The sequence below is a fragment of the Chryseobacterium sp. HNCC26DJ241 genome, from assembly GCF_057180505.1.
This window is the reverse complement of sequence record NZ_JBXUGL010000030.1, coordinates 20866-37380: the sequence shown is the minus strand read 5'-3', so window position 1 is coordinate 37380 and position 16515 is coordinate 20866. Positions and strand designations below refer to the sequence as shown.

The following is a 16515-nucleotide window of genomic DNA, read 5'->3' as shown; positions in this document are numbered from 1 at the left end:
TTAAAATTGGTCAAAAAGCTATAAAATCACAGATTTAATAGGGTTTATGGCAAATTACAAATGTTCTTTTTTGGAAAATCGATTCTTTGATTCGTGATTTTTATGTGCGGCATCAATGGAATGAGACATGTGAATATCATTATCTTTTTTAGCCAAAATCACAAGTTTTTCATAAAAATGATGAATTTGATCCAACTCTTTCTCAGAAAGATCTTCGATATCTACAATTCTATTGCTTGCTTTTTCATTGGCTGCTATCAGCTCATTCAGTTTAATCTGAATAGCTTTTGAGTCTTTATTCTGAGTTTTTTGAATAAGAAAAACCATCAAAAAAGTAATAATAGTTGTTCCTGTGTTAATTACGAGCTGCCATGTTTGCGAAAAATTAAACAAAGGCCCTGTTATGCTCCAAATAATTATAACTAATACTGCAATTATAAATGCGATAGAACTACCTGTGAATTTTGTAGCCCATGTCGCAAATCTTTCAAATATTCCTTGATTAAACTTTTCCATTGTCATGTTTTATATCAAAGTTAAATAAAAAATCCGCTCCTTAAAAGGAACGGATCTTTATAATTATGATAAATCCATTATTTATCAAACTTTGATTTCCACATCAACTCCACTTGGAAGTTCAAGTTTCATTAAAGCGTCTACCGTTTTAGAAGAAGAAGAATAGATATCCATCAATCTCTTGTGAGCAGAAAGTTGGAACTGTTCTCTTGCTTTCTTATTTACGTGCGGAGATCTCAATACTGTGAAGATTCTCTTATGAGTTGGCAACGGAATAGGACCATTAACAACAGCACCAGTAGCTTTTACAGTTTTCACGATTTTTTCAGCAGATTTGTCTACCAAATTGTAATCGTAAGACTTTAATTTTATTCTGATTCTTTGTGACATTTTAATTTAGTTTTAAGATTAACCTTTCGCTTTAGCGATTACATCTTCAGCAATATTCTGAGGAGCAGCTTCATATCTTTCAAATTCCATAGAAGATGTTGCTCTACCAGAAGATAATGTTCTAAGCGAAGTTACATAACCAAACATTTCAGAAAGTGGTACAAAAGCTTTGATTACTTTAGCATTATTTCTGTCATCCATACCGTTTACAGTACCTCTCCTTCTATTAAGGTCTCCAACGATATCACCCATATATTCTTCAGGAGTTACTACTTCTAGCTTCATGATTGGTTCCATGATTACTGCTTTTGCAGCTCTACCTGCTTCTTTGAATCCCATTTTGGCAGCCAATTCGAAAGACAATTGATCAGAGTCAACTGCGTGGAAAGATCCATCTTTCAAGGTGATTTTCATTGCTTCAACTTCAAATCCAGCTAATGGACCATTTTTCATTGATTCTTTGAAACCTTTCTCAACTGAAGGGATAAATTCTTTAGGAATGTTACCACCTTTAATTTCGTTGATGAATTCAAGACCTGTTTTTCCTTCATCTGCAGGACCAATTTCAAATACGATATCAGCGAACTTACCTCTACCACCGGATTGCTTTTTGTAAACTTCTCTGTGGTTAGCTTTTTGTGTAAGAGCTTCTTTGTATTCTACTTGTGGTTGTCCTTGGTTTACTTCTACCTTGAACTCTCTTCTCATACGATCAACGATGATATCCAAGTGAAGCTCTCCCATTCCTGAGATAATTGTTTGTCCGGAAGCTTCGTCAGTTTTAACCTGGAAAGTAGGATCTTCTTCAGCCAATTTAGCTAAAGCGTTACCCATTTTATCCTGGTCAGCTTTCGTTTTAGGTTCAACAGCGATACCAATTACCGGATCTGGGAAGATCATAGATTCAAGAACGATCGGGTTCTTTTCATCAGATAATGTATCTCCTGTCTTAATATCTTTAAATCCTACAGCTGCACCAATATCTCCTGCTTCAATAAATTCTACAGGATTTTGCTTATTAGCGTGCATTTGATAGATTCTTGAGATTCTTTCTTTGTTGTCAGATCTTGTGTTCAAAACATAAGAACCTGCATCCAACCTTCCTGAATACGCTCTGAAGAATGCTAATCTTCCAACGAATGGGTCAGTAGCAATTTTGAAAGCTAATGCAGAGAAAGGCTCTTTTACATCTGGTTTTCTTGTGATTTCAGCGTCAGTTCTTGGGTCAGTTCCTTTGATATCATCTTTATCCAATGGAGAAGGAAGATATTTGCAAACTGCATCCAACATAAACTGTACTCCTTTATTTTTGAAAGAAGAACCACAAGTCATTGGAATAATAGAAAGGTCGATAGTCGCTTTTCTAAGAGCTTCATTGATTTCGTCTTCTGTAATAGAATCTGGATCTTCGAAGAATTTCTCCATCAAAGTTTCATCATAATCAGCAACAGCTTCTACCAATTTTTCTCTGTATTCCAAAACTTCATCCTTCATATCATCAGGAATTGGAACTACTTCAAAAGTTGCACCTTGTCCTGCTTCGTCCCAGATAATAGCTCTGTTTTTGATTAAGTCTACAACACCTTTGAAATCTTCTTCAGCACCGATTGGTAAAACGATTGGAACTGCATTAGATCCTAACATTTCTTTAACCTGATTAACAACGTTAAGGAAATCAGCACCTTGTCTGTCCATTTTGTTTACGAATCCCATTCTCGCAACTTTGTAGTTGTCAGCAAGTCTCCAGTTTGTTTCAGACTGAGGCTCTACTCCATCTACTGCAGAGAATAAGAATACAAGACCATCCAATACTCTCAAAGATCTGTTTACTTCTACTGTGAAGTCTACGTGTCCCGGTGTATCAATGATGTTGAAGTGATAAGGTTTAGTTTCAGGTAAAGATTTACCTTGATCTGTTGGGAAATTCCAGTTACAAGTTGTAGCAGCTGAAGTAATGGTAATACCTCTTTCAGCTTCTTGTTCCATCCAGTCCATTGTAGCGGCACCTTCGTGAACCTCACCAATTTTGTGAGTTTTACCTGTATAGAATAAAATCCTTTCTGTAGTGGTAGTTTTCCCCGCATCAATGTGAGCAGCGATACCAATATTACGTGTATATTTAAGATCTCTTCCCATTTCAGATTAGAATTTGAAGTGCGAGAAAGCTTTGTTAGCTTCTGCCATTTTGTGAGTATCCGTTTTCTTTTTGAATGCAGCACCTTCCTCTTTAGAAGCAGCAAGGATTTCAGCAGAAAGTTTCAAAGCCATAGACTTATCATTTCTTGCTTTAGCATATTTGATTAACCATTTCATTGCCATAGAAATTTTTCTATCAGCTCTGATTGGCATAGGAATTTGGAAGTTAGCACCACCAACTCTTCTTGAACGCACTTCTACGTGAGGCATTACATTAGTAAGAGCATCTTTCCAGATTTCCAAAGAAGACTTTTCACTATCTCCTTTTTTGCTTTCTACAACATCTAATGCATCGTAGAAAATCTTGAATGCGATTGATTTTTTACCATCAAGCATCAAGTTATTTACAAATCTTGTTACCAGTTGATCATTAAATTTCGGATCTGGTAACAACGGTCTTTTTTTCGCTTTTGTTTTTCTCATTGTTTTGTACCTTGTTTAATGATTACTTTTTCTTACCTTTTGCAGGAGCAGCAACCTGTCCTGGTTTAGGTCTTTTAGCACCGTACTTAGATCTTCTCTGAAGTCTTCCGTTTACTCCGGCAGTATCTAAAGCACCACGAACAATGTGATAACGTACTCCCGGTAAATCTTTTACTCTTCCGCCACGTACCAATACTATCGAGTGCTCTTGGAGGTTATGTCCTTCTCCCGGGATATAGGCGTTTACTTCTTTTCCATTAGAAAGTCTTACCCTTGCAACTTTTCTAAGTGCAGAGTTTGGTTTCTTAGGAGTAGTAGTATATACTCTCGTACATACGCCTCTTCTTTGAGGACAAGAATCCAAAGCAGCCGATTTGCTCTTCTTGGCAAGTGTGGCTCTTCCTTTTCTTACTAATTGTTGAATAGTAGGCATTTGATTGCTTTATATTTTAGGGTGCAAAAGTAAGGAATATTTTTGAACTAGCAATAGCTTATTTAGAAATAATTTTCAAACTTAATTTTCTATTAATCATGGAGATATGGTCAAACTTATTTTTCGCAATTTCATTTGTATATATAAAACCACTGCTCAACATTCTTGTTTAAAGAAAATCTTCCAAGATTTGTTCTTAAAGTAGCTACATCTTTTTTATTAAAAGCATACCAAACAACTCTATCAATAGCAGTTCCTTTATTTTCCTGAATAGTCCACGAAGCTACAGGAATCCAATACGATGGTACTTTCTTATTAGGAAACCATTCGGGATATATTATTGCTATCTTGTAATGGTTTTGCAAAATATAATCTGAAAGAAATTTTTCATACTTTGATTTAAATACCTTCTCGTTTTCAGACTTGTTTTCAATTTTAAATTTTGCAACATCTGTAGAACCCAAACCTACCATATCCAACAATTTGACCTGCCCAAAATATGAGATAGCTCCAATATCGTTTGCAACTATTTTCTCATTTTTATAGAATTGCTTTAGAAACATCGCCATCTCTACCTGTTGTTCAGAAACATTTTCAGAAGCTATTCTTAAAGCGGAATGATGATAAAAAAATCTATAAAAACCAATCATTCCAAAAAGGAAAAACGACCCTAAAAAAAAGAATCGAACCGATTTCTGAATCCTCTCTTTTTTATAAAAAGAAACAACTATCGGAATTACGACCATTAATAATGCAATCATTATATAATTTTCGTACCTGTATTTTATTAATCCAAAAAGACTTTGAAATATAGCGATACCAACAACAGTTACAATCAACGGTTCGTTTTGTACACATCTCCAAATGGAAGCAGTTCTATATTTATCCAATAAATAGATTGTAATGCACATAAACGGAAATAGAAATAGTTTGTAGAAAGCCCCGTTAAATAAAATGCCTTGCTTAAAAATTCCCCAAACACTATTTAATAAATTTCCATTCGGATAAGTTCCTTTTATGATAACAGAATTAGGAAAAAAATATCCTCCATTCCTAATAGAAATTACCCCGAAAATTATTATTGGCAAAAAACCTGCGAATAAAATCCAAAAACCTTTCACGAATCTTTTTTTCAGAAAAATTGAAAAAGCCAGAGAAACCGTAAAAAACATGCTCTCGAATCGTATTCCCGCTATCAAAAAAATAACAATTAGCAATTTTAAAAAATCTGAACCCTCAAAATCCGAATTACTATTTTTCCGGATAAAATAAACCGCCATCACCGTAAGCAACATATGCAAGGTATGCTCCATGCCAATAATGACCATCATATATAATAAGGTAACCGGAAGCAATAAAAGCAATCCCAGTTTCAGCTCTTTTTCAGAATAAAAATCTTTAAAATATTTGAAAAACCAATACACGGTGAGATATCCAAAAAGAATATTGATAATCATTGGATAATAGACACTTTCTCCGAATACCTTCATCAGCAAACTGAGTATAAGTGTATAAAATATAGAAGAAGATGCGCTATCAAATCCGTGGGTATTAATAGACCAAACGCCATAATCTGCAAAATTTCGAGCTATTGCAAGATGGATATACGCGTCATCCAATGGATAAACAAATTGAGAGCCTTCCAAATGCATATATCCATATAAGAAGTAAAACCCTGTTACCAGTGTAAATAACAACAAAAAGTACAATAGATATTTTTGCATCAAAAAAATTTAAGCGAAAATAATCATTTAATTTTTTCTAAAAACAGATAGTAATTCAATTAAAATTTATATTTGCATTTTAATTCTGTTAGTCGTGAAAAAAATTTTATTCTTTTTGCTGATTTCCAATATCATATTTGCACAATGGAGCATCCCCAATAATGAAAGAAGTGCACTGATTTCTCTTTACAATTCTACCAATGGAGAACATTGGAGTTCAGCTTGGGATGTACAAAAAGATCCAAAAACATGGTACGGAATCAAAGTAAAAAATGGATTTGTTACCGAAATCAATCTTCGAGGAAATGCACTGAAAGGAAATTTTCCTGCAAATTTATCTGCGTTCACCCATCTTGAAAAATTAGACTTGAGTTCCAATCAGTTAGAAGGCGAGATTTCTTCAGGAATTTCAGGGCTTTCCAATTTGGTTCGTATAGATATCAGCAACAACAGACTTTCCGGAGATCCTTCCCTCACTTTATCCTCACTTTCTCAAGTACAGGAGCTTTCTTTTGGTAACAATTTCTTTTCCCTTTCGGATATCAACGGATTTTTACAAAATTTTACACAAATAAAAGTTTTGGATTTATCAGCTTTGGGGCTTACTGCTGTTCCACAAAAAATCTCTACTTATAGCAATCTGCAAAGTTTAAATCTTAGCAATAATGCCATTTCTCAGAATTATTCTGCACTTTCAGGATTAGCAACGCTTACAGAATTAGACCTTTCCGGAAATCAACTTACTGTTATTCCATCAGAGATTTTATTATTAACAGGACTAAAAACATTAAATCTTAGTAACAATCAGTTTTCTACAAATTTTGCAGCACCTCTATCCGCTTTTACAAATCTAGAATGGCTTTCTCTGGAAAATAATCAAATTGAAAATCTACCCACAGAATTAAGTCAATTAAAAAAATTGATTCATCTAAATATAGGGCGCAATAAAATTTCTGGAGATTTTTCTCCGTTACTTCCTCTTACTAATTTAGAGCAGTTGTTTTTGAATAATAATCTGCTTTCCGGAAATTTCCCTTCGGAATTGCTTCAGTTTCCAAAACTGCAAATGCTTTCTCTCAGCAGTAACAAACTTTCAGGAAATATCCCTCAGAATCTTCCCGCACTTACTTTTGTAGAAAACAATCGTTTCAATGAAAATGAAATTCGGGATTTTCTCACTGCTAATAATAGCTCAATGGTGGATTTTCTTTATTCTCCGCAAAGATATGATGCTGCTACAACTGTTTTTGCAAATATTGGAGAAAGCGCAAATTTGACACAATCAATTTCGGGAGACAACTATCAATTCCGTTGGTTTAAAGCATTGGATCAGGATATTAATGTTCAAACCTCCAATTATTCCATCAATGCGGTTGAAGATAATGATTTTGATTTCTATACATGCGAAGCCTATTTCCTGAAAAATTACCCTGAGTTTTTAATGGAAGTTTCATTCTTTCGAGAACCTATAAAATTAGAAAACGCTTTAGGAACAGAAGAAGTATCTAAAAATCTGACTATTTTTCCTAATCCTACAAAAGATTACCTCAACATTCAGGCAAAAAATATAAAAATTGAACATTCCTATGTTTTTGACCTAAGCGGAAAAATGATTTTGAGAACCTCCAATTCAAAAATCAATGTTAAACATCTGCCTTCAGGAACTTATCTCATCACCATTCAAACAGATAGTGGTACAAAGACATTTAAATGGATTAAAATGTAAATTTTACTTAAAATTATTATTTTCGAAAACCTTTCGGTTTTCGATTTTTTTTTCCATTTTTTTATGTTTTTTCTACAATAGTGAAATAATTACAAAAAATAATAGTATTTTTATATAGCAAATGATGTTTAAAAAAAACTATATTTTTTTTATAAATTTCACTTCCCGAAGTGATTAGATAAAGTATAACCAAACCTTTAAATAAATGACTAATAACCATGTTTCGATTTCTGGTCAGGGAAAGCGTTCCTATAATGAAGACTCTTTTTTTCTGGATGCCGGACAAAATTTTTTTATGGTCTGTGATGGAGTGGGTGGTAGTAATCGGGGAGATATTGCCAGCAAAAAGGCGTGTGAATATTTTTCGGATTTTCTTCTGAAGAGTAATGATTTTTCTATATCCAATATTGAAGCGGCTCTCTTGGATACCGAGAAAAAATTCGATGAATATATTCAAGAAAATCCTGATACAAAAGGAATGGCAACTACACTCACAATGTTGAAACTCCTATCCGGAAATGCTGTAATTGGCCATATTGGCGATAGCCGAGTGTATCATATCCGAGATGGTGAAATTTTATTCCATACAGAAGATCACAGTTTTGTGAATGAGCTTGTTGCCAGTGGATTTCTTACTCCGGAAGAAGCGAAAGTACATCCAAAACGTAACAAAATTACCCGAGCTATTCAAGGTGTAGAATACAGCACTTTGATTGATGTAAATATTTTAGACAATATCGCTGCGGGAGATTTTTTTCTGTTGTGTTCTGATGGAATTTTGGAAAGTGTAGATGATGAATTTATTCGCCAAAATTTCGTTTCCGAAAATAATGTAGAAACCATTAAAGAAAAAATATCAGCAATATGCGCTGAAAATTCGGATGACAATTACACCGCAATCATATTAAAAATTTCAGATTATGAAGTTTAAATCTTATCTTTAATTCCTTTTTGAAAAGACAAATATCTACTTTTTTAATTAAAAGAAAATAATAACTATTAGAAATCATGAGCATCTTAAAAAACGGAACCATACTCAACCGAAATCAATACCGAATTACAAAATTTATTGCACAGGGCGGATTTGGAATTACATATTTAGCAGAAGAAATTGGATACTACAAACAATCGGGTTACGGAGAAGAATATGTACAATCCCGAAATCCGGAAACTGTTGTAATCAAAGAATTATATTACAATGATTATTGTCAGCGTGATGAGCAAACTGGGCTTATCAGCATTTCCAATGTAGACAAAAAACAAGAATTTCAGAAATTGGTGAAAAACCAAATGGATGAAGGAAAAACCATTCGTGGTCTTCAACATAAAAATATTATCAGAACAAGAGATATTTTCCATGAAAATGATACTGCATACATGGTAATGGATTATGTGGAAAGTACTGATTTGGAAGAAATGTTGAAAGAACATGGCCGTTTAGACAAAGAAAAATCCATGAAGTATATTAATCAGATTCTGGATGCAGTGGATTATATTCATACTAAAATCAACAAAAAAATTCTCCATCTTGATATTAGTCCAAGTAATATTCTTATTGATAAAAGTAGTGATGATGCTATTCTTATTGATTTTGGTTCGGCTCTTTCGTATGACAATGTTGCAAATAATATTACCTCTACCACAAGCCAGATTGTTACAGGACGAAAAAAACATTATTCTCCAAATGAACAGGGCGATATTGATAATTTAAAATCCTTTGATGCTACTTTTGATACTTATGCAATTGGAGCTACTTTATATCATCTTTTGACAGGAGAAAAACCACCTTTAAGTAGTTTGGTAAGTACTGGAAGAGAGAAAATTATTCCACCTTCAGAAATTAGAAAAGATGGTTCGGTTTCAGGATATTTGGATGCCGTTATTATGAAGTCCATCGCTCCGATTTATAGAGAACGTTATTCTTCTGCAGAAGATTTTGCTCAGGCATTAGCAACAGAACCTCAATACAATGCTCAAATTTCAGAAATTAAAAATCTGGTAGCAGAAAATAAATTTCAGGAGGCCAATCAGCTTATCCATCAAACTTCAGGGAAATTTTTAAAAACTACGGAACTTGAAAAAATCGAATCCGAAATCCGTGAAAAACTTGAACAAGAAAGAAAAGAACGTGAATATGGAATTTTCCTGAAAAAAGGAAATAATATGTTGGCAGCAGGAGAATTGGATTTAGCTCTTGATTACTACGGAAGTGCAAAAGAAATTTTCCCGGACAGAACAGAAATCAACGATAAAATAAAAATTTGTGAAGAACAAATTGATCAAAAGAAAGCTGAAGAAGAAAAACAAATACCCGCTGTTAATTCTAAAATTTCTGAAATAGAAGCCGGCGCAACTGAGCTTCTCACTCCACAAAGCAGAATTCAGGAAACAAAATCCAATGATTTTTCGGATGCAACAGAATTGATGCCTTCCACACCAAAACCAAAACAAGAATTTACAGAAACACCCGTTCGTGAAACTCCAAAACCGGAACCTGTAAAGCAGGAAAAAATAGTTTCTGAACCTAAACCTCAAGAAAGAGTAAACACTCCTGTTGAAAAAAAATCTAAATCAGGAAAAGGAATTTTGATTGGAGGATTGGTAGTTGGAATTTTGGGAATTTCCGGATTATTGTATGCAATGGGAGTTTTTGACAGTAAAACGCCAAAAGAACCAGTAGTAAATAATACGGTTTCAACTACAGTTCCAACAGATTCCGTTCAGACCGCTCAAACTCAACCAGAAGAAAACTCGGGTCTTGCTCAAACCAATACTTCTACACCTGAAGAAAATACAACTACTGAAGAAGACAACAGTTGGAAGAATAGATTTGAAACTGCTTACAGTGCAATTTTGAGTTCTGAAAATTCTTTGAAGCCTGAAACTGCTATTACAAAATATAGGGCTTTGCTTAATTCAATTCCTGCTGATGCTACCTCTGAAAGAGAAAGAGTAAATTACAGAATTGCAGCCTTAAACCAAAAAATAAAAGATGCAAAAGCAGAAGAAACAATTTCTAAAAAAGAAATAATAGCCGATACTGGAAATGATAAAAAAGTAAGCGATGCAGATATGGCTCAATACAACAAAGATCTGCAATGGGCAAAAAATATGATTAGTGTAGATGGTTGTGCCGGTTGTAAAGAAAATGATATTTGCCGCGATCAGGTTACAGCAAGATTGAGAAACGCTCTCTCAAAAAATCCAAATGGATCAGAAGCTAAAAGCCTTTTGAACTGTCTGAAATAAAAAATTCCGGACACAGATATTCAATAAAATTTATATCAAGAAATAAAAATATAAAAATATGAACCCAAAACTCTTATTATTTTTTGTCTTCTTCCTTTCTCTTAATTTGAATGTAAAAGCTCAACAAGAAGAATACAGTGAGTTTCTGCAAGGTGCTCTTGATGCTGCAAACAGCAGAAATGAGAAAAAATTTGCCACCAATCTGAAGTATTTTTCAGTAGCAATCAATCAGAATAAAATTACACCATCTTCTCTGTCAGATAAAAACCTTAATCTTTATACGGATTGTCTTTATCAGGCTCTTCTAAATAATTTTACACTGACTACCGATCAGGCAACACAAGCTGTTCAATTTCTGGAATATAATATAGAAAGCAAACCTGAAAATATGTTTTCTTTAGGATATCTCTACGCAAACGGAATTGGTGTTTTGCAGAGCTATAAAAAAGCCAAATATTGGTATCAAAAAGCGGCAGATAAAGGAAATTCCGGTGCAATGAATAATTTAGGGCATCTTTATGATAACGGTTATGGTGTTGAAAAAAATCAGAATGAAGCCTTCAAATGGTACAAAAAAGGAGCAGAAGCAGGAAGTGTTGTAGGAATGAGAAATGTTGGGTATATGTACCAAAATGGTATTGGAACTACACGGATTATAAATCTGCAAAATATTGGTATGAAGCAGCAGCAGATCGAGGAAATCTTGATGCATTTTTCGATCTTGGTTATATTAATGAAAACGGAATCGGCGGAAGCAAAGATAACGACACTGCTTTCTACTGGTACAAAAAAGGTGCAGAAAAAGGAAGTGAAAAATGCATGACCAATCTTGGTTATTTTTACGAAAATGGAGTATCCACACCAAAAAGTCTTTCTACGGCAAAATATTGGTACGAAAAAGCAGCAAATATGGGAAATTCAAATGCAATGTTCAGTGTAGGACTTATGCATTATGAAGGTTCCGGAGTTACACAAGATTATTACACTGCATTAGATTGGTTTAATAAAGCTGCGGAAAAAGGAAATTCTTCAGCTATGGCTTATGCTGGATATATGTATCAGACCGGTCTTGGAACGGAAATAGATTTTGAAAAAGCTTTTGAAAAACATAAAGCTGCTGCTGATAACGGAAATTATTCTTCTATGCAAAATTTAGGAGTACTCTATCAAAATGGAGAGGGAGTAAAACAAGATTATACCCAAGCGAAATACTGGTATAAAAAAGCTTGTGATGGAGGCTTTCAGGAAGGTTGTAAAAGTTATGAAAATCTTAAAAACTACTAAGCTCTAAACCAAATTATAACCATGGAAAAATTTGTCAATTTTAAAAATACCAGTTTGGTAGACACTCTTACTAAGCTGGAAGAGAGCCTCAAGCAATATGTTCTTCATAATTTTGTGTATGTTTATTTAGACAATGATACTCCGAAAAATCGTTTACTTTTAAGAAATCTTATACAGCAATACTCTTCTCTGAGTATAGTAATAGTTTCTGCTAATAAACATCTTGCTGAATTGGCTTGGACTGCAAATGTCTATCATTTTCTTCACTTAGAAGAAGCCAATCTTTTTCCAGCATTCTCATTATTCAAAGACCGATTGATGTTCCGGTACGATTCTCGGGAAATTCCTAAAAAATTGAAAATCCCCTTCAAGGGCGGAATGGATGTAATTGATACAAGAGAAATCTGTTTCTGTACCGGAGAAGGCAATTATACTACCCTCTATCTTTCTTCCGGAGTGAAAAAAACGGTAACTCTTCAATTAAATATTCTTGAAAAAAATCTGTGTCTGACTCCTAATTTTCAGAGAATTGGAAAATCCTTTATCATTAACATCAATAAAATTTCAAAAATAAAAGAAAATACAGTCTTTCTTTCTACAGAAAAAGAACCTCTGAAACTGATTCTTAGTGATCTATACATCAAAAGAATAAAGAAAACAATAATGTGGTACTAAATTATGGCAATGATTTTTAAGATCGGAAGAAATCCGGATAACAATTATATTATAGACCAGCCAACTGTAAGCGGTTTGCACGCTCAGATAGAAATAGATGATAATGGAGAATGGACTATCAGAGATATGGATTCTGCCAATGGTGTTTTGGTGAACGATAAAGACGTAATGACGAAAAAAATAAAGCCTGAAGATAAAATTCAGCTTGGAAAATATGTCATTAATAATACTGAACTTATGGCAAAGATTCAGGAATTCAAAAAAAATAATCAATTGGATTTTTCTCAGGAATTTAATGTGGTCAAAGAATTCTATGATGAATATTATTCTAAGGCAAACAAACTAAAAAGCACTTACAAAATAAAACCGCTTTTTATTCGTGGAGGAATTACACTGGCAATGATGCTTCTTATTTTCATTTTACCCATAAAAATTGATACCACCTTGCGTTCTACTCTAATGGTGGTAGTCGGAATTGCAGGTGGAACCATCGCTACTTTAATGGTAAATGATAACAAGCTAAAAAATCAGTTGGACTTGCTTTATGTTCAATATTCTAAAAAAATCCGTTGTCCGAAATGTAATTTTGAGCTCATCAATAAAAGTTGGATCTATTGGAAAGAAAAAGGTGAATGCCCAAAATGCAATTGCAGCTGGAAAGATTCAGCCTAATCAAAGTTTATAAATTTCAACAGATATGAACGATTTTAAATATAAATGCAAAAAATGTGGAACACAGAACTCTATTTCCCCAGACTGGTTTCGGGAAAAAGTAGACAAAAAAATACACCAATGTCAAAGCTGTGGAAACAAAGTACAATTGAATGTCACGAAAATCCGAGCTGATTTGTATGACAATTTCAAAACCGCCACAGAATTAGTTTTTGGAAATAAAGTTTCTGTTGATGATCTCTATCTTAAAATCAATGTAAACGATGAACAAAAAACCCTAATGAAAGCAGAAGCCACTTCCATTGTTATTGGTCGTGGAAAAGAACTGAATTCTGAAACAGGGACTAACGAAGAAGGAAAAACAATTCAACGCATCAATATTCCGGACAAATTTGTTTCTTCAAAACATTGCGAGCTCAAAGTAAACAGCAAGAATAATAAAGTAAGTATTCAGGATTTGGGGAGCCTTAATAAAACGTATATTGATGATAATGAACTGTCTCCTGATGAAGCTTTATATATCAACTCAAAAAACCAAATCAGAATCGGGCAAACCATCATCGAAATCTGCTAAAAAATACTTCATACAGAAAAATATCAGTTTCATACACTATTTTTTCTGAAACGTAAAAATCGAACTAATTTCGTCTCAACAAAAACAAAAAAAATGGATCAAACCGTATTATTACCAGTAGAAGGAAGTGACAAATATAAGTTGGCCAACCTTTCTGAGGAACAAATGGAAGTTCTAAAAGAAAATCCCAACAATATTTTCAAGGCTCTTACAATAGGAGGTGGAGTTTTCCTTGCGTATGAAACTTTCCAGCATGTAATAGACATTCCTAAAGAACAATGGGAAAACATGCTTCCGGACGAATTGGAAAGATTTCTTTCACCATTCCTGCAAAATAATGTAGATGTGGAAGAAACGATAACTGAAAATGAGACTGATGATTCTGCTCACAGCGAAATGCCCAATGCAGAAAATTCTGAAGCTGTTGTAGCAACAGATAAAGACATGGATGAAAATCATGACCAGAATGAAGAACAAAACATTCCGGATGAAAATAATATTCCGGAAACTATAACAGATGATACTGATGCTCATTATGATGCTATTGAAATAGATGATATTTCTGATGTTATAGAACATGAAGGAATTGATCAGGACATTGTAGATGATTTTATTGAAGATACAGATTTCAGTGTGGATTCTGAAATGATAGATTACATCCATTCAGATGAAATTTTGGTGGATCTTAATGATGTGTCTGCTGAAGATATTGTCATTAATGATGAATACATTTCGGACGAAGAAATTTCAATCGATGAAAATAGTTTTGAAACAGATTCTGATGATTATTCTGAAGACTATACCGAAGATTATGATGTTTCCGATAGTTATGTAGAAGATGATGATTATTCTGACAATGAAGATTTCATAGAAGATGTGGATGATGATTATGAATCAGATGATGAAGATGATGATAGTTTAAATGATGATGTAGACTTGGATGATATCTCTGAAAATGTATAACCCACTAATCATCAAGCATGAAGAATCTTCTAAATATACTCATCATTTCTACAGGACTTTTTTCGAGTTGCCATCCTTCACATGAAGTATATAAAATAAATCAGAACTTCAAAATATCTTTAGAAAAAGAAGGAATGGGTGGCTATACATGGAAAATGAAGCCCGACTCTATAATTGTCGTAGTCAAGGAATATAACGAATCTTACTTCAATGACACTACAAAGCTCAACGAATATAAAAAAATATTTGAATTGAAAGGAGTCAAAAAAGGGATCACCGAATTGGAATTTATAAAAAAAAGAACCTTCGAACCGGATTCTTTAGTTCCTAAAGAAAATCATTTTATCAAAAAAATAGAAATCAACTAAAATTCAAAACACATGAAAAATATAATACTTTTATTGTTTGTCTTTTTGTCCTACACTTCGCAGGGACAATTTCAGAATAAGGGAAAAGGATTTACTGCACCTACAAAAGAAGAGGTAGTTGTCACCAAAAAATTAAAGGCTAATTTCATTGGAGCTGGTGATGCTCTTTATGAAACCACTACTGAAACCTTCGGAGATGCAAAATCCAAAAAATTTGATCTAAGATTAATTAATGGTGTAACTCAAATTAAAGATCAGAAAAATTGTGGCTCTTGTTGGGCTTTCAGTGCTGCTGCTGCTTTGGAGTCTAATTATGCTCTAAAAAATAAAGAATTTATTGATATTTCTGAACAGGGAATTTTAGGATGTTCCGGAGCTGGAAGTTGTTCTACCGGAGGTTGGTATACAGATGTTTTTGCCTGGCTATTAGATAGCACTTCTGCCTATGTAACAACGGAAGACAATTTCCCCTATCAAGCTCAGGATATTTGCCAAACCAACGTAACACCTATTGATATTAAAGTAACAAATTATGGCCTTTTACAAGATGGAAATATTGAACAAATAAAGGACGCTCTTGTAAAATATGGAGCTGTATCTGCAGCTCTTTTCTCCAATAATGCAGATTTTATGAATTATAAAAGCGGTGTTGTTCAGGGAAACAATGGAAATTATCCGGATCATGCTATTACAATTGTAGGCTGGGATGATGATCTTCAGGCTTGGCTTATCAGAAATTCTTGGGGAGAATTATGGGGAGATAAAGGTTATGCTTGGGTTGGATATAATGCTTGCAGTATCAGTTACGGATCTTGGGTAGATGTTTCTGCGAAAGATAATATTCAGCCGGAACCAATTACCAAAAACAAAGTGGTGCTCAATTTTGTAGATCAATTAGCTAAAGCTCAGGCTTATCAGGAAATTTATGTGAAGATTGATAACAATAAACCTTTCCGATTCTATATGAATGAGCAAAACAAACAATATTACAACTATGTTCCTGTGGAAAAAGGAAAACATAAAATTCAGCTTATTACAAAAAGTATTGTTGAAAAAAATGGTAAAAACACTATGATTTTTGGAGTTATGAAAGGTGATCTGGACATATCCGAAAATAAAAAATACCGTATCCTTTATGATAGTGTTATTAAAAACAATGTCTTTAATCTAAAACTGAAATAAAAAAAACAAAAGACTGTCTCAAAAAGGCAGTCTTTTTTTAATTAAAAAAGCATCAAAATTTATTGATAATCGATTCAAAATCAATCTGTTTTCAAGTAAAAGTTTGGATGTACAATCCATATTTAGGAGTGTGAAAGAAT

At 33.6% G+C, this 16515-nt stretch carries 17 protein-coding genes; 11 read left to right on the top strand and 6 right to left on the bottom strand.

Annotation, left to right across the window (positions count from 1 at the left end):
* Positions 1-54 precede the first annotated feature (54 nt).
* The 6 genes from AC2A1C_RS12960 to AC2A1C_RS12935 all read right to left on the bottom strand — a co-directional run bounded on the left by AC2A1C_RS12960 (position 55) and on the right by AC2A1C_RS12935 (position 5682).
* On the bottom strand, positions 55-522 hold the full coding sequence (locus AC2A1C_RS12960; protein WP_484026201.1) for a low affinity iron permease family protein: 468 nt from the start codon (positions 520-522) through the stop codon (positions 55-57).
* A 78-nt stretch (positions 523-600) separates the two neighbouring features.
* A complete protein-coding gene (rpsJ, locus tag AC2A1C_RS12955) occupies positions 601-906 on the bottom strand; it encodes a 30S ribosomal protein S10 (protein WP_069800872.1) in 306 nt (101 codons plus the stop codon).
* Positions 907-924: 18 nt separating this feature from the next.
* Positions 925-3042 carry an elongation factor G gene (gene fusA / locus AC2A1C_RS12950; protein ID WP_484026199.1) on the bottom strand — a complete coding sequence of 706 codons (2118 nt, stop codon included), beginning with the start codon at positions 3040-3042 and terminating at the stop codon, positions 925-927.
* A gap of 6 nt (positions 3043-3048) precedes the next feature.
* Positions 3049-3525 (bottom strand): 30S ribosomal protein S7, encoded by a 477-nt coding sequence (gene rpsG, locus AC2A1C_RS12945; protein WP_484026198.1) that lies wholly within the window; start codon positions 3523-3525, stop codon positions 3049-3051.
* 22 nt (positions 3526-3547) lie between these two features.
* A complete protein-coding gene (rpsL, locus tag AC2A1C_RS12940; protein ID WP_484026197.1) occupies positions 3548-3958 on the bottom strand; it encodes a 30S ribosomal protein S12 in 411 nt (136 codons plus the stop codon).
* 131 nt (positions 3959-4089) lie between these two features.
* On the bottom strand, positions 4090-5682 hold the full coding sequence (locus tag AC2A1C_RS12935; protein ID WP_484026196.1) for a hypothetical protein: 1593 nt from the start codon (positions 5680-5682) through the stop codon (positions 4090-4092).
* A gap of 94 nt (positions 5683-5776) precedes the next feature.
* On the opposite strand from AC2A1C_RS12935, the gene AC2A1C_RS12930 reads away from it, so the two are divergent.
* The 11 genes from AC2A1C_RS12930 (at position 5777) to AC2A1C_RS12880 (ending at position 16375) form a co-directional block, all read left to right on the top strand.
* A complete protein-coding gene (locus AC2A1C_RS12930) occupies positions 5777-7408 on the top strand; it encodes a leucine-rich repeat domain-containing protein (protein ID WP_484026194.1) in 1632 nt (543 codons plus the stop codon).
* 205 nt (positions 7409-7613) lie between these two features.
* Entirely contained in the window at positions 7614-8339 is a 726-nt protein-coding gene (locus AC2A1C_RS12925; protein WP_484026193.1) for a PP2C family protein-serine/threonine phosphatase, read from the top strand.
* Between the two features lie 77 nt (positions 8340-8416).
* Complete coding sequence (locus AC2A1C_RS12920; RefSeq protein ID WP_484026192.1) at positions 8417-10657, top strand: serine/threonine protein kinase; 2241 nt, start codon at positions 8417-8419, stop codon at positions 10655-10657.
* A 58-nt stretch (positions 10658-10715) separates the two neighbouring features.
* Complete coding sequence (locus tag AC2A1C_RS12915) at positions 10716-11480, top strand: tetratricopeptide repeat protein (RefSeq protein ID WP_484026190.1); 765 nt, start codon at positions 10716-10718, stop codon at positions 11478-11480.
* Positions 11387-11941 carry a tetratricopeptide repeat protein gene (locus tag AC2A1C_RS12910; protein WP_484026202.1) on the top strand — a complete coding sequence of 185 codons (555 nt, stop codon included), beginning with the start codon at positions 11387-11389 and terminating at the stop codon, positions 11939-11941. The genes AC2A1C_RS12915 and AC2A1C_RS12910 overlap by 94 nt, the downstream gene beginning before the upstream one ends.
* A 21-nt stretch (positions 11942-11962) precedes the next feature.
* Positions 11963-12616: a LytTR family transcriptional regulator DNA-binding domain-containing protein gene (locus tag AC2A1C_RS12905; RefSeq protein ID WP_484026189.1), complete on the top strand. Its 654-nt coding sequence runs from the start codon at positions 11963-11965 to the stop codon at positions 12614-12616.
* 9 nt (positions 12617-12625) lie between these two features.
* Entirely contained in the window at positions 12626-13288 is a 663-nt protein-coding gene (locus AC2A1C_RS12900) for an FHA domain-containing protein (protein WP_484026188.1), read from the top strand.
* A 25-nt stretch (positions 13289-13313) separates the two neighbouring features.
* The gene (locus AC2A1C_RS12895) at positions 13314-13862 is read left to right on the top strand and encodes an FHA domain-containing protein (protein WP_484026187.1); all 549 of its coding nucleotides are present in this window, start codon (positions 13314-13316) and stop codon (positions 13860-13862) included.
* Between the two features lie 93 nt (positions 13863-13955).
* The gene (locus AC2A1C_RS12890; protein WP_484026185.1) at positions 13956-14825 is read left to right on the top strand and encodes a hypothetical protein; all 870 of its coding nucleotides are present in this window, start codon (positions 13956-13958) and stop codon (positions 14823-14825) included.
* Between the two features lie 17 nt (positions 14826-14842).
* Positions 14843-15193: a protease inhibitor I42 family protein gene (locus AC2A1C_RS12885; protein WP_484026184.1), complete on the top strand. Its 351-nt coding sequence runs from the start codon at positions 14843-14845 to the stop codon at positions 15191-15193.
* Positions 15194-15205: 12 nt separating this feature from the next.
* Complete coding sequence (locus tag AC2A1C_RS12880; RefSeq protein WP_484026183.1) at positions 15206-16375, top strand: C1 family peptidase; 1170 nt, start codon at positions 15206-15208, stop codon at positions 16373-16375.
* Positions 16376-16515 lie beyond the last annotated feature (140 nt).